The 18,291-nt window shown below is 41.2% G+C and carries 22 protein-coding genes and 1 pseudogene; 4 read left to right on the plus strand and 19 right to left on the minus strand.

Going from position 1 to position 18,291, the window contains the following annotated elements:
* Nucleotides 1–20 precede the first annotated feature (20 nt).
* The 12 genes from DWW60_RS12045 to DWW60_RS12100 form a co-directional block, all read right to left on the minus strand.
* Nucleotides 21–590, minus strand: a complete 570-nt coding sequence (locus tag DWW60_RS12045; protein ID WP_055145241.1) for a cytidylate kinase-like family protein — start codon at nucleotides 588–590, stop codon at nucleotides 21–23.
* Nucleotides 591–719: 129 nt separating this feature from the next.
* Nucleotides 720–1,199, minus strand: coding sequence for a GNAT family N-acetyltransferase (locus tag DWW60_RS12050; RefSeq protein ID WP_117875470.1), 480 nt, complete (start codon nucleotides 1,197–1,199; stop codon nucleotides 720–722).
* Between the two features lie 26 nt (nucleotides 1,200–1,225).
* The gene (locus tag DWW60_RS12055; protein ID WP_133300880.1) at nucleotides 1,226–1,660 is read right to left on the minus strand and encodes a hypothetical protein; all 435 of its coding nucleotides are present in this window, start codon (nucleotides 1,658–1,660) and stop codon (nucleotides 1,226–1,228) included.
* 106 nt (nucleotides 1,661–1,766) lie between these two features.
* On the minus strand, nucleotides 1,767–3,794 hold the full coding sequence (locus DWW60_RS12060; protein WP_117875471.1) for a RecQ family ATP-dependent DNA helicase: 2,028 nt from the start codon (nucleotides 3,792–3,794) through the stop codon (nucleotides 1,767–1,769).
* Between the two features lie 142 nt (nucleotides 3,795–3,936).
* Nucleotides 3,937–4,800, minus strand: a complete 864-nt coding sequence (locus tag DWW60_RS12065; protein ID WP_022216827.1) for a helix-turn-helix domain-containing protein — start codon at nucleotides 4,798–4,800, stop codon at nucleotides 3,937–3,939.
* Nucleotides 4,801–4,977: 177 nt separating this feature from the next.
* Entirely contained in the window at nucleotides 4,978–5,673 is a 696-nt protein-coding gene (locus tag DWW60_RS12070) for a metallophosphoesterase (RefSeq protein WP_022216828.1), read from the minus strand.
* Between the two features lie 27 nt (nucleotides 5,674–5,700).
* The gene (locus tag DWW60_RS12075) at nucleotides 5,701–6,411 is read right to left on the minus strand and encodes a metallophosphoesterase family protein (RefSeq protein WP_022216829.1); all 711 of its coding nucleotides are present in this window, start codon (nucleotides 6,409–6,411) and stop codon (nucleotides 5,701–5,703) included.
* Between the two features lie 28 nt (nucleotides 6,412–6,439).
* Nucleotides 6,440–6,904, minus strand: a complete 465-nt coding sequence (locus DWW60_RS12080) for a DUF4253 domain-containing protein (RefSeq protein ID WP_022216830.1) — start codon at nucleotides 6,902–6,904, stop codon at nucleotides 6,440–6,442.
* Nucleotides 6,905–6,945: 41 nt separating this feature from the next.
* Nucleotides 6,946–7,659, minus strand: a complete 714-nt coding sequence (locus DWW60_RS12085; RefSeq protein ID WP_022216831.1) for a metallophosphoesterase — start codon at nucleotides 7,657–7,659, stop codon at nucleotides 6,946–6,948.
* A 68-nt stretch (nucleotides 7,660–7,727) separates the two neighbouring features.
* Entirely contained in the window at nucleotides 7,728–8,735 is a 1,008-nt protein-coding gene (locus tag DWW60_RS12090) for a hypothetical protein (protein ID WP_242849676.1), read from the minus strand.
* A gap of 63 nt (nucleotides 8,736–8,798) precedes the next feature.
* The gene (locus DWW60_RS12095; RefSeq protein ID WP_022216833.1) at nucleotides 8,799–9,296 is read right to left on the minus strand and encodes a hypothetical protein; all 498 of its coding nucleotides are present in this window, start codon (nucleotides 9,294–9,296) and stop codon (nucleotides 8,799–8,801) included.
* Between the two features lie 81 nt (nucleotides 9,297–9,377).
* Entirely contained in the window at nucleotides 9,378–9,947 is a 570-nt protein-coding gene (locus DWW60_RS12100) for a hypothetical protein (protein WP_055224472.1), read from the minus strand.
* 220 nt (nucleotides 9,948–10,167) lie between these two features.
* Between DWW60_RS12100 and DWW60_RS12105 the strand changes: the two genes are divergently transcribed.
* On the plus strand, nucleotides 10,168–10,992 hold the full coding sequence (locus DWW60_RS12105; RefSeq protein ID WP_004851876.1) for a helix-turn-helix domain-containing protein: 825 nt from the start codon (nucleotides 10,168–10,170) through the stop codon (nucleotides 10,990–10,992).
* A 20-nt stretch (nucleotides 10,993–11,012) separates the two neighbouring features.
* Here DWW60_RS12105 and DWW60_RS12110 read toward each other — a convergent pair whose 3' ends face one another.
* Complete coding sequence (locus DWW60_RS12110) at nucleotides 11,013–11,483, minus strand: HAD domain-containing protein (RefSeq protein WP_022216835.1); 471 nt, start codon at nucleotides 11,481–11,483, stop codon at nucleotides 11,013–11,015.
* Nucleotides 11,484–11,668: 185 nt separating this feature from the next.
* Here DWW60_RS12110 and DWW60_RS12115 point away from each other — a divergent pair.
* Nucleotides 11,669–11,770: pseudogene (locus DWW60_RS12115) on the plus strand (IS481 family transposase); the annotation flags it as partial.
* Here the strand turns inward: DWW60_RS12115 and DWW60_RS12120 are convergent.
* The 3 genes from DWW60_RS12120 to DWW60_RS12130 all read right to left on the minus strand — a co-directional run bounded on the left by DWW60_RS12120 (nucleotide 11,770) and on the right by DWW60_RS12130 (nucleotide 13,166).
* Complete coding sequence (locus DWW60_RS12120) at nucleotides 11,770–12,054, minus strand: hypothetical protein (protein WP_022216836.1); 285 nt, start codon at nucleotides 12,052–12,054, stop codon at nucleotides 11,770–11,772. The pseudogene DWW60_RS12115 and the gene DWW60_RS12120 overlap by 1 nt on opposite strands.
* A 97-nt stretch (nucleotides 12,055–12,151) precedes the next feature.
* Nucleotides 12,152–12,580 (minus strand): hypothetical protein, encoded by a 429-nt coding sequence (locus DWW60_RS12125; RefSeq protein WP_022216837.1) that lies wholly within the window; start codon nucleotides 12,578–12,580, stop codon nucleotides 12,152–12,154.
* A 199-nt stretch (nucleotides 12,581–12,779) separates the two neighbouring features.
* On the minus strand, nucleotides 12,780–13,166 hold the full coding sequence (locus DWW60_RS12130) for a hypothetical protein (protein WP_022216838.1): 387 nt from the start codon (nucleotides 13,164–13,166) through the stop codon (nucleotides 12,780–12,782).
* A gap of 263 nt (nucleotides 13,167–13,429) precedes the next feature.
* Between DWW60_RS12130 and DWW60_RS12135 the strand changes: the two genes are divergently transcribed.
* Nucleotides 13,430–13,849, plus strand: a complete 420-nt coding sequence (locus tag DWW60_RS12135) for an Rrf2 family transcriptional regulator (protein ID WP_117875472.1) — start codon at nucleotides 13,430–13,432, stop codon at nucleotides 13,847–13,849.
* Between the two features lie 139 nt (nucleotides 13,850–13,988).
* Nucleotides 13,989–14,939, plus strand: a complete 951-nt coding sequence (locus DWW60_RS12140) for a hypothetical protein (protein ID WP_117875473.1) — start codon at nucleotides 13,989–13,991, stop codon at nucleotides 14,937–14,939.
* Between the two features lie 91 nt (nucleotides 14,940–15,030).
* Here DWW60_RS12140 and DWW60_RS12145 read toward each other — a convergent pair whose 3' ends face one another.
* The 3 genes from DWW60_RS12145 to DWW60_RS12155 form a co-directional block, all read right to left on the minus strand.
* The gene (locus DWW60_RS12145; protein WP_117875474.1) at nucleotides 15,031–17,508 is read right to left on the minus strand and encodes a beta-mannosidase; all 2,478 of its coding nucleotides are present in this window, start codon (nucleotides 17,506–17,508) and stop codon (nucleotides 15,031–15,033) included.
* 24 nt (nucleotides 17,509–17,532) lie between these two features.
* Nucleotides 17,533–17,883, minus strand: coding sequence for an arsenate reductase family protein (locus DWW60_RS12150; RefSeq protein WP_015534671.1), 351 nt, complete (start codon nucleotides 17,881–17,883; stop codon nucleotides 17,533–17,535).
* 62 nt (nucleotides 17,884–17,945) lie between these two features.
* Nucleotides 17,946–18,197 (minus strand): hypothetical protein, encoded by a 252-nt coding sequence (locus tag DWW60_RS12155; RefSeq protein ID WP_015534670.1) that lies wholly within the window; start codon nucleotides 18,195–18,197, stop codon nucleotides 17,946–17,948.
* Nucleotides 18,198–18,291 lie beyond the last annotated feature (94 nt).

The following is an 18,291-nucleotide window of genomic DNA, read 5'->3' on the forward strand; positions in this document are numbered from 1 at the left end:
ATCTTCCGCCAAGCTCAATTCTAATTTCTGCCTATCACCTTCATATACGCTGAAACCATCTCCACGACGCCGTCCACGCCGAGCTTCGCCTCATCAAGGCACAGGTCATAATGTCCTGAATATCCCCAGTTCTCTCCTGAGTAATAGTCATGATAGCTTCTTCGCTTGGCATCAGTCTCCTCCACAAGACTCTTTGCCTTTGATTCTGATATGCCATGCTTGTCCATTATCCTCTTTATTCTGCTGTCTTTATCTCCGCACAGGAATATTCTCACTGCATCGTTCCTGTTCTTGAATGCAAAGTCCGAGGCTCTTCCCACTACAACGCCATCCTGTCCGTCAAGCAATCTCTCAAGTACATCCTCCGGGGTCTTTCTTCTCTTCACGACAAAGTCATCTGACACCGACTGCATCATAGAATCTATAGCCTTCTCTCCAAAGAAAAACGGATATTTGTCATACACACCCTTCTCCTTTGCCAGCCTTATTATCTCTTTCTTTGTGTAACAGGCTATACCATATTTTGAGGCAAGTCTTGCTGCCACCTCATCGCCGTCACATCCACACTCTCTGCCTATTGTAATTATCATTCTGTGCACCTCCACTCGTCATTCTTATATAATAGAAATGTCTCATCTCTATAACTCATCAAACAATACACCCCCATTATATTACAATATAGCTGCAGCTGCATCCTATAACTTGCAATATCTACATCTTTAGAATCCCCGTTCCATACATACGAAATGCTTATCAAAAAGATCACACTCTCCAACCGTTTCAAAGCCAATCTTGGCGTATGTCGAAAGCGCCACCACATGTCCTTCTCTGACAAGCATATGAACGCCCTTCATGCCTCTGCTTTTCAGGACATCACAGGCATAGTTCATCATAGTCTTCGCAATTCCCTGTCCCTGCATATCCTTCCTGACGCACAGCCTTGAAAGTTCTCCCGATGGAGCCAGATCTGCTCTCCAGCACGTAAGTGCCTCAACAGCATCGTCGTGATCTATGGATATTGTGGCCACAATCTCTTCTTTGTCATTCTTCATAACAAACAGATCCTCATTCTTCAGGTCAAATGCTATGGTATTCTCGTCAGGATAATTCTCGCTCCACTCACACGGTCCGCCTATCATGGCGTGATAGAGCGAGAGCAGTTCTTCTTTGTCTTTTGGTGTTGCATTTATTATCTTCATATGTCTGATCCTCTTTCTAAAAATGATTACAACAAATCAAGCAGTTCTTTATTGTATATACTATCATCCAGTTCTGGTTCATTCCAATCTGACGCACACATCTCTGAGAATCTTAGAACTGCATTAGCTATCTTAAAATCATCCTCATCTGTACTAAGCAATAGTTTTAACATCGTATATATTTTATTACAAACATCAATATTAATTGCTTTCATACAACTATCCGGTATACCTCTAAAATAGTCTTCCCCTTCGCATTCCCCCGCATGTACATCCTCTATCTTTCCATTTCTGTATACAGCCACACTTAATGCTTTTGCCAACCTTTTCAACACAATATCTCGTATAATTCCTTTTCTTTCAATAAATTTTATTTCTTCATCCGTTTTTAATTTCTTAATCTCGTTTACTACTTCTTTTTCATACAAACTGTATATAGTTTCAAATACCATTATCTTCATACCTCATTATTGTCAATCTATTGTTAATCATAAAGTAATCTATCACTTTCTTTTTAAACGTATCGATTTCGATCCCTTTAAGATGAATAATATTTTTCTCACTCCACTATTCCCTCACCGTATCCTGTGAAAAATACTCCTTAAGCAGAGTTATTATCACCTTCTGGCTCTCCCTGCTATGTGTGATTGCATAGTATCTTCTGCCAAACTTCGCTTTCCGCTCTTCCTCACGGATTCCAATCTCCGCCCCTTTTGAGGTAACCCGCTTCGTCTTGCTGCCATCATCCATGTCCAGTTCTTCAATGTAGCCATTTTGCTGTAGCAGACCATTGATAAATGCCGCTGTCAGCTTTTTCATGCCTGTGATTCCCTGTTTCTGATTCAGTTCATTTATACGATTCGCCAGCTCAGAAACAATACATTCATCGACGATCTCCACATCATCAAGCATGTTCGGATCAATATAGAACTCTTTCTTCCTGACTGTTTTCTCTTTTCTGCGCTGCTTTTCCGATTCCACACCTTGTGTCCCTAAGTCACCAAGATTGTCAGAATCCAAAGCTTCCGCTTTCATGCTCTCCACATATTCCGTATGTGCAAGGCAGAATTCGTCTATAATCTCTGCAAATGTCTCTCCATAACTCTCCGTCTTCTGCACTCCCATACCATATACGTTCTTCATATCCTCACTGTTTCTCGGCAACTTAATGCACATATCCTTGAGAGTCTTATCCGAACAAATGATAAATGGCGGCACATTCTGCTTCCTTGCAAGCTCCAGGCGTCCAGCCCGGAGAAGTTCAAACAGTTCCATTCCCTCATCTGTCAGATCAGCCATCACCGCCATCTTTTTCACAGCACGTTTGTCTGTTATGTATGACTGCTCAGTCTCTTCCTCCGTCACAACACAATTACTGCATTTGTCACATGTGCAAGGGCTTTCATCTCCAAAATACCTCAGTATATACTGTCTCAGGCACTGATCCGTTTCACAATAACGTATCATTTGATTCAGCTTCCGCTGGTCATTTGCCCGCAGTTCATCATCGTCTATGCCTGCATTTGCAGAACTGACCTTATGTTCCAGCAAACGCTTGTTTATCATGATATCCTGCTTTGAGAAGAACAGTACGCACTCCGCTTCCTCACCATCACGTCCGGCTCTTCCAGCCTCCTGATAGTAATACTCAAGGCTCTGCGGCATATTATAATGAAGCACATACCTCACATTTGACTTATCAATACCCATGCCAAATGCATTTGTCGCCACCATCACACTGAGCCTGTCATATGTAAAATCCTCCTGACTCCTCTTGCGCTCCTCCATCGATAATCCGGCATGATACCGACCGGCAGATATTCCATGTGCCACCAACAATTCGTGTACCTTCTCCACATTCTTCTTGGTAGCACAATATATGATCCCGCTCTCTCCCTCATGTCTCTTGACATAGTTCAATACACTGTTGTCCGTCTCACGTCCGCCTTTCCTGTTCACAACCTTGAAGAACAGATTCGGTCTGTCAAATCCTGTGACAATCGTGACAGGAGATTCAAGTCTAAGATTCTGGACGATATCCCGCCTTACTATATCTGTTGCTGTAGCGGTAAACGCACTCACAACAGGGCGCACTGGCAGCTTATCTATAAAATCCGCTATTTCCAGATAGCTTGGTCTGAAATCCTGTCCCCACTGGGATATGCAATGAGCCTCATCAACTGTCACCATTGCAAGACTTGCCTTGCCGGCAAAATCCAGAAACTGCGCAGTGCCAAGTCTCTCCGGGGTAACATACATGAGTGTATATCTGCCCTGTCCGGCATATTCCAAAGCTTTTCTGATCTGTCCTTCTGTCAATGTACTATTGATATACGCAGCGTGAACTCCCGCCTGGTTCAGTGCCTTAACCTGATCCACCATAAGTGATATTAGCGGTGAGATAACTATCGTTATGCCCTTACCGGAAGCACCCATCATGAGTGCAGGGAGCTGATAACACAGCGACTTACCTGCTCCGGTTGGCATAATTCCAAGCACATCCCTTCCTGCAAGTATTCCATCTATAAGCTCCTGCTGTCCTGATCTCAGACTGTCATATCCAAAATAGTGTTTTAATGTCTCCTGTAAATTCAATCTATATCCTTTCCAGCCTCTTCAAGCTAAAATAAATAATATTTACAAATCCGAAACCTCCGCCTCAAATGTCTGTTGACTTTTTCTTTAGCATGATTTATTCTTTACTTATTAAGAAATGGGTTTTCTACTGGGTAGGGTTTTACACCTGACAAGGCTTGCTCGTTTCTTTTTTTATTTCTAAAACATCGTACAGATACATTTTCCCAGAAGCGGCATGTCTGATCAATAATCTTGCACTAAACACATTGTATCGCTCAACCTCACCACTTTCATCGTAAACCGGTAACGCAAATCTGGTATCATATCTATACCATCCATTTTTAGCATTACGGCTATGTTTCTCTTTTTTATTTTCTTCCACTGTTTTGGATGTTGCTATTTCAATGATCTCCGGAATTGCCTGAGCCGCATTTGCCTTTGCTTTTGCCACTGTCCCTTTAATATGTTTTGTGTAATTAGATCCTGTATACTCATCTGGCAGATCCGTACCAATATAAACTATATCTCCAGTCTCTGCTATAGAATAAAACTCTCCCACATACCGGCGCAGATATTTCTCAACATCAGACCATGTTATGGATCGTTTTCCTTTAAAAATAATATCATTGATAACTACAATATTATTCCCATCCACATCCTGTATAACGGCAACATTCCTCTGTGGTGTCTTCATCTCATTTGGCTCAACATTGTCAATGAGCTCCATATATCTAAGCATATGTTTTCTCACCTGGTCATCCGACCTGCGATAACACTCGATCAGATATCTCTCCTCGGCACTATAATCAACACTGCTGTTCTCCGTCTCATCATCGCCAAGCAGCTCTGCCAGCGACATATCAAATGCCCTACAGATAGCAACCAGCTTATCCGCCTGTGGATTGATCTTCTTCTTTTTCCAGTCATTTATCGTGCTGGTGGAAATCCCCGTTCTTCTCGAAAGCTCTGATTGGCTCATATTCAGTTCGTCAAGCCTTGCAAATATCTTCTCATATACCTTCACAATGTACCCCCGTTTCACTTCCGACTTTTCGGATATTGTAGCACATATCCACCTTTACTGCAATATCTTAGATTCGATTTTCACTCCCGCCGTGCTATATTGTTCTCAGCAAATGAATGTACAAAGGCGCACAAGCTCCCAACGGAACTGTGCGCCTTTGTATTTTAAGGGAAAGGACTAAGTAGTAAATGGTTGTACAAGCCATTCACCAGACTCTGTGACTTTGTAATATTTGTCCTCATCAGTATCAACTAGAAGGACCGGAATAATGCCGCTGTCCAGCACCGTTCCATCAATGTAATAGTGCGATTCACCGTCGTAATAAACATCGTGAAATCTTGGATCCCCGGAGATCTCTGCTGTGCCAACGTGACCGGCTACAACCTTCATATCAAGTCCTTCTATCTTCCCGGTCTCCGCCGGATACTTGTTGACATAAGTGTCCTCGCTGGTCATCCATTCCCACATGTCACCGGCTTCCTCATCAATGCCAGCATGGACAAATATCGTGTTGCCCTCTGTAAAATACCTCGGAAGATTCTCGATCCATCTTATATATCTGTCATCATCACATTCCCGGACGTCATCTGCATCGTCATCAAAGACTCCGATCAGCCGGTTTATACTCGAGTCTCCCAGAAGAACAAATTCCTCATGGTTACCCATAAGAGCAACTACCTTATCAGGACCATATTTCTTCTGCAGATTCATTATCTTATCCAGGACTGCATAACCATCTGCACCTCCATGAATATAGTCCCCAAGCAGGCAAAGCATAGTATCAGGCTCATCCAGGTGATCCCACACCAAAGCTAAAGCATCCACGAATTCAGCTATGCAGCCATGAATATCACTCATACAATATATCCTCATAAGCACTCCTCCCTGTTCTCTTGAACATCAGTCTCCTGTGTAAAATTCTTTGCCGTCATCAAGCCTTATCGCCGCAAGCCGCCCGCTTCTTCTCACCGCACCGCAGTCGATGGCGATATGATTATTCTGTCTGTATATGTATCCAGGTCTGGGATTACCCGGTATGCCTTGTGTCGGGGTATGGCCTGTCACTACATAAGTGTCGTCAAAATACTGAATATCATACTCCGCGCTTGCCCAGATAAGTTCCTCAATCGTGTAACTCTCGATCGGTTTACCAGGATAAAAATCCCCTAGCCCGCCGTGCACAAGTAGATATTTCTGTCCAGCTACCGATATCTCCTCTATCTCTGGCATATCCTCTATGAAGTCAATGACCTCTTGCTGCTTCGCTCTGTCCAGTGCCCGAAACCCGTCTATGGTCGTCTTGCTGCCATTGTACTGCCATGTTACCAGGTTCTCCAGCATCTCTTCAGACACCTCAGACAACGACTGTTCCGTTATCTCAGTAGTCAAAAACTTCAGGCAATCAAGTGCCATGTCCTCATGATTGCCAAGCATGCAGATCACATTTGACATGCTCATTATCTTGAGCAATGTTTTGATCGGATCTGGTCCCCTGTCCAGAACATCGCCCAGAATGTAAAGGGTATCCGTCTCTTTCAATTTAATCTTGTTCAAAAGCTCAATGAATTTGTTATACATTCCGTGAATATCTGAAATAACATATGTAGCCACTTAAATCGTCCCCCCAATATTTATAATATTAATCCCACCATATATGAAGCTCGCCTTTTTCTCTTATTATTTTTCGCATTTCTTCATATCCGCCGCTACAAGCCACATCTGCATGAAGATCCTCACATTCTTTGATCAAATCCTCTATTTCTATATCAGATAGCTTTCGGTTCAATACAAAATCAACGCTGTTATATGATAATCCAACTATCTCCGTGCCAAATCGCTCTTCCCATTCCTTAGCTCTATTATACATCTCTGCTGCTGTCGGCGTAGAGTTCCATCCTCCCCAATAATTTCCAAGTACTGCAAATACTTCATAAGTGTGATCAATATTTTTAAAATCAACAACTACTCCCGGATTAGGGTTACTGATATCAACAACCCTGTTATCACAATAAAATTCGTTCTTGTCTGTCTGGTGTATATACTTTTTAAAGAACTGGAACATACAAGGTTCATCACTCGCTTCAATATTTATCTTTTTTCCCATATGTATTTCCTCATTTATTATTAACCTCTTGACTGCCCAATTCATGCATAGAATCTCTCACCTGTTTCCAAACATATGCAGGCCAGCCTCCCATTTGGCAAGCCACATCCGCAATCCAGCATGTACACATTTTCCAAATCATTCGTCCAAATTGAATGTTGTCCATCAAGATATCTACCATGTGAATTGTTATACTGATAGCTTGAATCTGTATGGCCTACAAGTGATACATACCCTTTCACGCCCTGGCGCCAATACTCTTCCATGTCATAAAGACCTTCCAGATACAACGTATCATCCTGTTCTACAAGTGCTGGATCAAATGTCATGGCATGCGCAAGAAGATATTTCTTTGATCCAATATTGATCTCTATCTGCAGGGGCAGCCCCATTATCAAATCAGCCAAATTCAATAGGTCAACCTGAGTAAGTCTATCCTTCATCATATCAAATGAATTATATATATATGGTTGTATACTACGCCTCTCTTTCTCACACGCCCCATGATATGAGTAGATATACTCTGCTAAAAACTGGTCGTGGTTTCCTCGAATCCACCTCAAGCTAGCCTGCATACCCAGCCTGCAAATTCTAAAGTAAACACCAACTGGATCAGGAGCGTCGCCTCCTCTATCAAAAGCATCCCCAAGCAGGACGATTTCATCCTGTCTTGAGGGGGCTATCTGGTCTATTATACTATTAAACTCTTTTATCGAATTATGTATATCGCCAATAATATAATGTCGACAATGCATATATATGTCCCCTTACCACTATAATAATCTTCCAGCAATTTTTCCTTCATATCATCATACCAGGCTCTCTATGTAGATTGGGAGCAGTATAGTTCGTCTCTGCCATTTTTACGTAGTTCTTCGTTGGTCATAGGTCTGTGATGTGATTGTACAAATGCCACTGCCCTCTTTATTTCTTTCACCATTTTGATTTCCTGTTCTGAATATTCATCATATTCCGTCACGATATCTACATGTTCCGGATCTTGCAAAACCATAGCTAACACGCTATCGAATCCATGGACGTGATCCATCTCGCCATTATACATCAAATGATATATTAACCCCATTCCAGAGAACTCCGTTGCAATATAATTTACATCTCCACTTTCAAAACCATATCCCATCTGCACACACCATTTACCAGTAGCCTCATCTTGAACCGGGATATAATTGCCAAGATATCTTTGCTCTAATAAATCATCAGAACCACCCGCATATTCAGGCTTACTATTATCGTTTTCACCCATAGCATCCTTTTTGCTATATAAATTCGTAAGATAATTGAGATATGCCCTTCTTTCATCTTTTTCATTTAAAGTTATACGCTCAATGTATATTGGATTAATGTGCTCGTGTTCAAACTCTCCCTGATAAGCTGCTCCGTCAAACTTAATATCTACACAAACCTGAACATCTGAATAATCCCCTTTAACATTTTTATAGAACTCATATTCTTTATCAGAATAATTGAGAATTATTCCTACTTTTTCACAAAACTCAGTTGTATTCCAGTCACCATAGAGGCATCTTACAATATCCCCATGTCGAAAGTCATGTGGAATAAATACAAAGTCAAAAAAAGATTCATTATAAGATAAATTCTCTAATGCCTTTGATATTCTATCTTTTAACGCGTCATCAGATATTTGGTGCATAAAATTATTTAGCCATTTTACTTTTTCTTCATATGAAATCATAATATGGTTTGCAACAATCGTTGCCTTCTCCAAATCCGTGAATTCATAATGAATGCTATGCAGGTAAGCTCTTGTATCTTTTGACGGTATAAATTCATCGATAAAATCTTTCCCCATTCTCTTATTCTCCTTTCGCACGTACAATATAAAAGTTCCTCCCTCTATTACTTGTGTGTCCAATTACAGCCAGCAGTATCCCATTATTTCTAGAAAAAGTCTCCCAGCCTTAATGTAATCTTCCTCGACTTCATGCTCCTTTTCTTCAGACCAATCATAATCCTCTAAATATTCTCTGATAGATGGATTTAACCTGCAAAGCATTTTCCCTTTAAACGGATGTCTGGTTACATAGTCAAAATGTGTATCCAAATAGTACTTATACCGCAAATATTCACCGGTCTTTTGTATGATCCAATCTATAGCTTCCCCGATAGAAAATTCATTTCCCTCAAATATAACAGTATGCAATTCTTCATCATGAATACTATTCTCTCTGTACATGCGCATATGTGAATAGAGCCACTCAGCAAAAGATGCATCTATGTTAAAAATATCTCGGTAATCAAATCCATATTTATATCGTTGATACATTCTATATCTTTTTTTCTCAGTAACAAAATTCCCAGCATATATCGCTCTTGAAATGCCTAATTCAGAAAGATATAAATTTTTTCTCATCTAACGCTTCCTTTCATCTTTTTCTCTCTTTAGTCTACAGAAAAAACCCTTTACTCGTATATCAACTATTAAATCTGTCAATCACTCCATACCGAATTTCTCCCGGACAAGCTGCATTGCGGTCTCAACGTCTATCTTGCCCAGCACCAAAAGAAATATAGGAGCACTAAGCTCATTCAATATCTGTGGCATTGACACCGTAACCGCATCCATAACCTCCAGCGGCGCCATATCGCATATATTATAATCGATCATCGTTGTCGCAGTTATATCATAGCTGTCATCCTCAGTAACATAAATACGTGGACATATCAGGCAATTTGCACTATATAATGTTCCATCTGCTCCATCGTGGCTCTGAGGCCAGACTCTGGCATTGATAAAGTTCATAAGTCTGTAGAGGGCATCCTTATTAGTTGATTCCTCCACCCAGGAAGCTGCGTTCTGAGTATAGAACACCCTTGCCTCAATGCATGAATCATAAAAAGACAGCTCCGCCTCTAGCCTTTTGTCCGGACAATCATAGCAATGTGGCAGTGCCACTACTATACCCGTACTGCCATTATCTGTATCTAAGCACTCATGAAATTCCAGTGTGTGCTGTTTAAGATAATCCACACACATCTTCTTCGCCTTTAATTTATTCATCATCAAATTATCAAATTCCTCCTTTTCAAATGTATCACTCAATGCTTATTCTAGCTTACAGCAATTTTATGTATTTGTATGTACGCATTTTTTAACACCTTTTCATCATTTTTCTCATTATTAATGTATCATATTTGTGTCACTAGTGATATAATCTATAAAAAGCTAATTTAAATGCATCGATATTACGCCAATAATATGCAAAATCAACGGAGAAAATTATATGGGAAAGCACAGTCTGAGTGACACACATACCAACAATTTTATTGAGTTTAAGAATCGTTTAAGTAAAGCAAGAAAGGGTATAGGTATGACGCAAGCGAAGGTATGTGAATCCATAAACCTCAGCAATCGTTCCACCCTGTCCAATTTTGAAAGTAAAAAGATGGAAAGGCTCCCTTCACTTGATGAATTTGTGGATCTATGTGATCTATACAATGTGGATCCCAACTACCTGCTCGGATTTGATGAGGTAAGAAATTTTACAGTAAAGACCTGTTGCGACGAACTAAAGCTTGATGAGAATGCTGTTATAACTATCATGAAGAACAAGATGGCTCCCATCCTGGTAAACGAGCTTTTTTCTGGTGATTCCTATGCAGAGATAGAACAATATGTAACATGGCTGAATTATTACAACAAACTGAGGGATGTGATCACGACAGCTTTCACCAGCTCTTTTATATCCAGACTGGAGCTGCTTTTCAGCAGATATTACACCTCCACTTTTCCACTGGACTACTCAGAAAATACATTTATCCGTTTTTTGAAATCAGAGGAAATATTTAAGAAATACAAGGATATATACGAATTTATGGACAAATGTTTTCTCACAGAAGCAAGAAATAATCTCACCTTTTCCTATCCAGACTTTGATAATCTGAATGAATCCGAACAACACGATGCAGTACTTTCTATCATTGCATTGCACTCATATGCCTATCTCATGAGCAGGGTTCATTTCGAAGATGTAGAAAAAAGGCTTATGGAGCAACTGACAGGCGTGATCCGCAGAGTCTCGCACGAATACCCTTTCAGGACGGTCTAAGTTTTTTCTTATGTTGCTTTTCAATCCTTAACTGCTTCCAGAAAAAGCATCGCCTCAATCGCCGGTGTCTTTGAAGCATATTCGGCATTCTCTATGCCATTGGTAAGCAACAGCCGTTCCCAAAGCTTAGGATAATTGGAGAAATCAAATGTGTTGTCATCCAGTATCACGTATTCATCTATCCCAGGATGTTCCGCCAGATAGCTCTGGATGCCCTCACCTCTGCCAACCCAGACATCGGTTGTCTTTCCAGACAGGCTTAGTCCAAATTTGCCCAGCATAGATACAAGATATGAGAAGTCGTCCCCGTCTTCTCTCATAAGCTTCCAATCCGAAGTCAGAACGATCTCCGCCTTGCCAAACTGTTTTAACGCCTTTTTCAGCAGCCTCACTCTGGACTCGTCTATCCCTGTTCTCCCACTGGGCGCCCCCACAACTGTCGTCCGGGTATTCAATACACCATCTATGTCCAGAAACAATGCAAAGCTCATATGGCTTCTCCTTTCTTGTGAATGCCAGCACATATATAATGCGCTGGCATTTACCATTTATAAATCTCTCTTATCAAGATCAACTTATATCATATACACTTCTAAGTCTCAGTTTATCCGCACTTCCACTTATAACCTTTACAGTCTTTGAATCTGCATTCAGGTCAAAATAATTGATGAACAGTCATAAACTGATCCGTCCGCGTACACCTCGCCACAATAGCAAGGTAGAACGCAGACATAGAAAAGATCAGGAACGCTTTTATAATCAGGTAAAGCTTATAAGTTAAAAATCGTAGCTATTATCATACACCTCACCTTTATCCTCTTCGTCGTACCCTCCCAGCACCTCATTATAATAATACTCTAACTCCAGAGCCTCCTCTTCCAATTCTAATTCGTCAAGGGCCTCATTTTCGTCAATATACTCTTTATTCTCTTCGCTATACTTCGTTATGAACCCCCTCAACAACACCGCAGGGATTTTCCTCTCTGCTCTACATACCCGCTTGAAGTTCCAGTATTCCTTTTCGTTTACTTTAAAAGTAATTGTGATATTATTATTCTGCATCTTATCTCCTTTATATCATATCTCCGCTCTTGATATAGTTTGTTTTTACATTTTCTTTCGACAAACTTCTCGGTGTCTCTGATGACTGTTGCCTTATTCAACTAAGAATCCGATAGATAGCAGCTCGATTTCCACTAGTTCTTTTGGGCTTACCATTCTGCAGTAATACCTGCTCTACCTTTTGGAATCTTCCAGGTAGCCCAATCTCTCTGGCAAATTTTTTACCAATCCTTGCCTTTACTACTTTAGGCTTTCCTGCATATGTCATATCGATTTGAGTATAGGTTGCAGATGCTGCGTTGATATCAAATTCAGTTCCAGCATTTGCCGAATCAGAAACATATGCGGCAATCTCATTTAGTACATCTTTTTCGATCTGAGCTTCTGTTTTGGAATTAGGGCCAACCAAACCATAAAACTTGTTAAGAACATCAATGACAATAATACTCACATTGACTCCTTGACTTGCAGCCTCGACCTTTAACTTCTCTTCAAGCTCTGGTCCTGGAAAAAACTGGATCCTCATAGACTTCACTCCTTTCTTCTATTATTTGTATATGAGTGGTAGCTACTGCACTCATATCGTATTTTCACTATACCATAAGCTGTTTATGAGTTCAATACCCTACACTCATATTTTTATTCTTTTTTTACTAGTAGTATCTTTTTCTTTATTATTACGTATTTTGACTCACAATATCCGAAGAACTCATCAGTTCCCTCGTCTAAAAATCCCTCCATGACAAGAGCTGTACCATCTTAAAGTCTTTCCGGCTTTGTTGATACCACTCCTGTCTATTCTCATTGCAAGTGTGTGGTATATGTGCATTCACAACTCGGAAATATCCGTAATCAGTATCTATATCTACGTACTCATATAAGATAGAATCCTCTAAGCCATCAAGGATCCTAGTATTATGTTCGTGATAGCCCTCCGCATTGATAAGTAGCACATTTATAGCTGATCTAAAATCATTTCTATAAGCCTTCGGCAATACCATTACATAACCTTGGAACTCGCCTCTTAGTATGTCCAGATATTTATTGTCTTTTCCAGATATCACTTCCGAAAGCCCGAAAAGCCAGGCCTCTGGCGCCTCTTTTTTATGCACTTGCAAGCCCTCTTAAGGCGATCTCCCTAAGCTTTCTTTGGTTGCATTCTAGGTATAGCCTGCTAGATTCCAAGATATAATATACTTCTCTTTGTCCATATGTTTCCTTAATTCTCTTTTTTACTCTTGATTTAACACTCTTATTGTAATATGCTCAGTTTGTTGTGTACTCGCAACAAACTTTTAATCTGTTGTCATTTTGCGACAAATTCTTGGCCAGTTCAAGTATTTTTTCACAATTTTTCGAAAGGAGTTTTACACACATGAGATTTTCAACAAAATACACCTTAGCTTTACAGATCCTCATCATATGCTATTTACACAAAGATGAAAAAATAACAAGCAACTTTATCGCTGCTCACACAGGAGCTGATGCATCTATTATCAGATATACCATGCTGGACCTAAAGAAAAAGGACTTGATCGTTTCTAAGCCCGGTCCAGGTGGGACGAACTTAAACTGTGATCTGTCCAAGCTCACCATTTATGATGTTTATGAACTGGTAGCAGAGCCTTCTGACAATTTACTGAAATTTTACGATTTTCCTGATACTGCAACTACCATCGATAAACAAATTAAAGAATCCGCAGATGTAATATTTGAAAACATCAAGCACCAAATATTTAATACAATGAAAGAAACCTATGTATCCGATATCTACAAAGATATAAATCTCGATTGATAACCATACCACAGAGATAATAATTAGGAATTCGAACATTATCTCATTTCTATTAAACTACCAGTTGATTGACCAATCCGGGCAAAAGGATAGATAATTAGTATACTATAAAATATAGAGAAGTGAGGTGGCCTCTGGTATGGATAGTTCAATGCTCGAGCAGGAGATAAATGTATATTCAGATAAATATGATATAAAGGGCGTCATAAAGGACTACGGCATGGTGATCAAGCTGGTATTTTCATATAACGGACGCAGGATAGTGATGGGAATGTCCAGACCATTTCCGGGAAGCAGCTATGAGCTTCTAGGACAGCAGATCATCGATTCCTATGTTGACAATTTGGTAAATGATAACGAAAAGCTCATGCTTCACTACTGGTATATTGAGTCATTTGTATCAGATGGCGAACGATACCAGATGGGACACGGCGTCGTAACCGGACATCAAAGACTCACAGATGGCACATGGATCCATACTTCGGTTGTAAATGATATACATGTAGATACCGAGGCCGAGGAGCTCGTTGTCACAACTATGAACAGCGTGTATCACTGTCCTCTTGCGTACTGCGACTGGGAACATCAGAATGAGTACTCAGATGTTATTCCAGACTATGAAGTCCTGAAGATGAAATATAAAGGAATGGACACGCTGCTCAGACCTGTTATAGAACCGGGAAAAGTTCTTCTTGTACTTGCCAATTTCTGTGAGTATTACTTTCATTCACTGTATTATGTGCCAGAAGATTCTGAAGACAACACTCCCTGCGAATATTCGGCATACCCGCACGTCGGAACATTTCAGGACAGCTTTCTGATAAGTGCATACAATAAAGGGCTGGAATGCAATGAGCTTGTTGACGTGAGATATTTCCCGCATTATCAGAATATCGAGTTCTACTCCGAATATACAGACGAAAAGCCATTATATGTAGAAAATATCGGCTACAGCGTGATCTATGTACAGTCAAGTGCCGGAACGATCAAGCTTGCCCCTGGTGAACGCAAGGAAGTTATACCTGAGAATGCCGAAAAAGAGCCACCTGTTCTTCCGGATGGCGATCTGTATCCTGCGGGGATATACTAATTTATCTCTCATCTTCGAAACTATGAAAATTGAGAATGCCAGCGCATTTTAAGCGCTGGCATTTACTATCTGTAACTCTATCCTATCAAGGTCAATTTATATCATATACACTTCTAAGTCTCAGCTTATCCACACTTCCACTTATAACCTTTACAGTCTTTGAATCTGCATTCAGGTCAAAATAGTTATCCGACAGGATAAGATCCTCATTCTGGTTCAGGATCTCCACACTCTTCACATAAGCATCCGCACTGACTGTGATATAGTCGCCATCCACTGTCGCCTGCAAATGAGGCTCCTCGTAGCAGAAATACTTCGGATATGAGAATATGACAGTCCCCTCTGATATTACCTGTCCTTTCATACTTGCCTGATAGCTCACATACTGGTGGTAAATGTCGATACCAGGAAGTTCAACCTTGTCAAGCCATACGCTCGTCAGCGCTGGCGCAGTGATTTCCTCCTCGTGAGATTCAAGAACACTAGCTGACGCATCCCTCAACTGCCAGGACACAAGTATTTTCTCTGTGTTCATGGTTTCATTTGCCACGCAGAGGCGTATGGACTTCGGGAATTCAAATGGAAGTCTCACCAGCTCCTGTCCGCTTCCAAGCAAGCCCTCCTCTTCACAGGAGATCATGATCGGTGCAAAGAAACGTCTTGCATAGTAGTGAAGTGCTTTTAAGCGCTGGCAGTAATCCACACTGGACCAGGATGCAACCGGCCAGCAGTCGTTGAACTGCCAGTACACCGCTCCCATGCACCTGTCATCATTTCTGTTTCTTCGAAAATGCTCGACGCCATACCTGATGGCATCCGCCTGCAGAAGCTGCGATGCGTAGATAACCGTCTCGAAATCAGATGGATATCTATATGTCTGCTGCATATAATTCATTATCTTTCCATTTGCCGAGCCATTTCTCTGATGCCGCTCCATAATGTATGAAAAGATGTTCATATCACGTTCATCATCCGTAAATGTCTCAACAGTTTTCTTTGAAGGAAATGACTGGAAACCGAATTCGGAAAGATATCTGAAGTAAAACTTTCTGTACTCAGAAAATGGCTTATCACCATGCCACACAGCCCAATAATGCACATCACCACGGTTCTCGTCTCTCGGATCATCAAATGAACCACCTGAGGACGGGCTCGCTGGCCAATAAAATACCTGTGGAGCATACTGCTTCATGATCTTAGGGAGAATTCGCTCGTACATAATAATATAGTCCCGCACCTCGCTGTCCTTGCTCACCCATTTTCTCTCCTTAACAAACTGCTCCATCTCATTATTGCCACACATAAGCCCGAGTGACGCATGATGGCGGATCCTCTTTAAGTTGTCAATAAATTCCGCGGTGATATTTGCCTCAAATTCTGGTGTGAGATCGTAGACAGCACACGCAAACATGAAATCCTGCCACACCACAAGTCCCATCTCATCACACATATCATAGAACCAATCGTCAGGATAATATCCACCGCCCCACACACGTATAGAATTGAAGTTCGCAAATACCGCCTTCTCAAGCAGAGCTCTTGTGGTCTCAGGTGTCACACGTCCAAGAAGATGATCCTCCGGAATGTAATCGGCACCCATGGCAAATATATTTACGTCGTTTACGCAGGTGGCAAAGCTCTCACCCCATTTGTCCTTTGTGCGGTCCATGGTTATTGTCCGCAGGCCGATCTTTCTCGTCCAGTTGTCAACCACCGTACCATCATCTTTCACAAGGTCAACGGAAACAGTGTAAAGGTTCTGCTCACCATACCCACGAGGCCACCAGAGCTGTGGGTTGTCTATATGTATATTCTTCGTGATATCTTCATTTAATATTCTATTTATAATTTCGTTTCCAACCGGATCTACTACTCTAACGTTTGCACTCAGCTGTCCCGTCTCTGATCCAGAACCAATATACTTCCGGGCAAATTCTATCTCCGGCTTTATATCAAGTTCCACTGAGTCCTGATCATGATGCTGCAGGATTTCAACAGAATCTATCCGTGCGGTATCAATTCCAAGCAAGCTGACCGGCCGCCATATTCCTGCATCTGGAAGATGTGCGCCCCAGTCCCAGCCAAACATGCAGTGAGCTTTTCTGATATGTACAAATCCGTTCATGGCATTCTCGGTTCCCCGTGTTGGAGCCTTCGCAAATGCATCTGCGATGAACTTTGTCGGCGAATAAAAATATACACTTAATATATTATCCGTCTGCTTCAGGGTATCCTTTACCGAATACTCCCATGTCCTGTGCATATTGTCGGCGTGTCCAAGCTTCACACCATTTAGCGTGATATCCGCAATGGTGTCCAGCCCTTCAAACCGAAGGATAACCTCATCCGATCCCAGCAGCTCATCATCACACGAAAAGCTGGTGCGGTACTCATAATCGTAATCCATCAGCTTCAGTGCTTCTATCTCATTGTCCTTCCAGAACGGATCTTCCATCTTGCCCGCCTGCAGCAGATCCCCATACACCGATCCCGGCACTGTCGCAATGATCCAATCGTCATCGCCTACGCGATGCATTTCCCAACTGTTGTTTACATCAATTTTTTTCATTTTTTCTCCACGGGGACGTTCCTACTACAGCATCTTCTCTGTCCACTCTTTTTCTTTAAATCCAGTCAGCATGAAACCTTCAGCAACGACAAGCGGTCTCTTCACCAACATGCCATTTGTCGCAAGAAGCTGCAACTGCTCATCCTCGCTCATGTCCGGAAGCTTGTCCTTCAGTTTCATCTCCTTATACAGCATGCCGCTCGTATTGAAGAATCTCTTGAGCGGAAGTCCACTCCTACCATACCATTTCTTAAGCTCATCATATGTAGGATTATCATCCACAATGTGGCGCTCCGTGTATTCGATCTTATTCTCGTCCAGCCATTTCTTTGCCTTCTGGCAGGTTGAACACTTTGGGTAACATATAAATTCCATGATTATCCTCCTTTTCTATTTAGCTTATTGATGCAAGCCTCAATTTCATCATATCAAGTTACTTAGTGATTTTCTCTCCAATATTTCTGACAAATGTCACACATCCCCATGTCATTTACTCTAAGTGGGAAAAAATACTTCTTTATGTTTCTTGAAAATACAGTGTTATATTCTCCATTGCCATCTCTCGAAGTAATCTTTTCTGGCATATCAGGGTTATAACCCATTGTGCCACAGCAAATGCAGGTATTCATCCATTTTGTCATCTTAGGGTATTGTTTCAGGTAGTTTAGGGCTTCGGTTTTTCTGTCCATGGAGTCTCCTTATCTTCTTTATCCTTTTTAGGCAATGCTAAATACTGCATTGGCTATATTACAGCCTCATTTTCTTTATGCTCATTTACAGAAA

Origin of the sequence: Coprococcus sp. AF16-22, assembly GCF_003461545.1 — a bacterium.
GTDB classification, from domain to species: Bacteria; Bacillota; Clostridia; order Lachnospirales; family Lachnospiraceae; genus Coprococcus; species Coprococcus aceti.

Excerpts from the sequence above, each read along its gene's own strand:
- DWW60_RS12045 (WP_055145241.1), bottom strand. The coding sequence starts at position 590 with ATGATAATTACAATAGGCAGAGAGTGTGGATGTGACGGCGATGAGGTG.
- DWW60_RS12050 (WP_117875470.1), bottom strand. The coding sequence starts at position 1,199 with ATGAAGATAATAAATGCAACACCAAAAGACAAAGAAGAACTGCTCTCG.
- DWW60_RS12055 (WP_133300880.1), bottom strand. The coding sequence starts at position 1,660 with ATGAAGATAATGGTATTTGAAACTATATACAGTTTGTATGAAAAAGAA.
- DWW60_RS12070 (WP_022216828.1), bottom strand. The coding sequence starts at position 5,673 with ATGAGGATATATTGTATGAGTGATATTCATGGCTGCATAGCTGAATTC.
- DWW60_RS12080 (WP_022216830.1), bottom strand. The coding sequence starts at position 6,904 with ATGGGAAAAAAGATAAATATTGAAGCGAGTGATGAACCTTGTATGTTC.
- DWW60_RS12085 (WP_022216831.1), bottom strand. The coding sequence starts at position 7,659 with ATGCATTGTCGACATTATATTATTGGCGATATACATAATTCGATAAAA.
- DWW60_RS12090 (WP_242849676.1), bottom strand. The coding sequence starts at position 8,735 with ATGGGGAAAGATTTTATCGATGAATTTATACCGTCAAAAGATACAAGA.
- DWW60_RS12095 (WP_022216833.1), bottom strand. The coding sequence starts at position 9,296 with ATGAGAAAAAATTTATATCTTTCTGAATTAGGCATTTCAAGAGCGATA.
- DWW60_RS12100 (WP_055224472.1), bottom strand. The coding sequence starts at position 9,947 with ATGATGAATAAATTAAAGGCGAAGAAGATGTGTGTGGATTATCTTAAA.
- DWW60_RS12105 (WP_004851876.1), top strand. The coding sequence starts at position 10,168 with ATGGGAAAGCACAGTCTGAGTGACACACATACCAACAATTTTATTGAG.
- DWW60_RS12110 (WP_022216835.1), bottom strand. The coding sequence starts at position 11,483 with ATGAGCTTTGCATTGTTTCTGGACATAGATGGTGTATTGAATACCCGG.
- DWW60_RS12120 (WP_022216836.1), bottom strand. The coding sequence starts at position 12,054 with ATGCAGAATAATAATATCACAATTACTTTTAAAGTAAACGAAAAGGAA.
- DWW60_RS12125 (WP_022216837.1), bottom strand. The coding sequence starts at position 12,580 with ATGAGGATCCAGTTTTTTCCAGGACCAGAGCTTGAAGAGAAGTTAAAG.
- DWW60_RS12135 (WP_117875472.1), top strand. The coding sequence starts at position 13,430 with ATGAGATTTTCAACAAAATACACCTTAGCTTTACAGATCCTCATCATA.
- DWW60_RS12140 (WP_117875473.1), top strand. The coding sequence starts at position 13,989 with ATGGATAGTTCAATGCTCGAGCAGGAGATAAATGTATATTCAGATAAA.
- DWW60_RS12145 (WP_117875474.1), bottom strand. The coding sequence starts at position 17,508 with ATGAAAAAAATTGATGTAAACAACAGTTGGGAAATGCATCGCGTAGGC.
- DWW60_RS12150 (WP_015534671.1), bottom strand. The coding sequence starts at position 17,883 with ATGGAATTTATATGTTACCCAAAGTGTTCAACCTGCCAGAAGGCAAAG.
- DWW60_RS12155 (WP_015534670.1), bottom strand. The coding sequence starts at position 18,197 with ATGGACAGAAAAACCGAAGCCCTAAACTACCTGAAACAATACCCTAAG.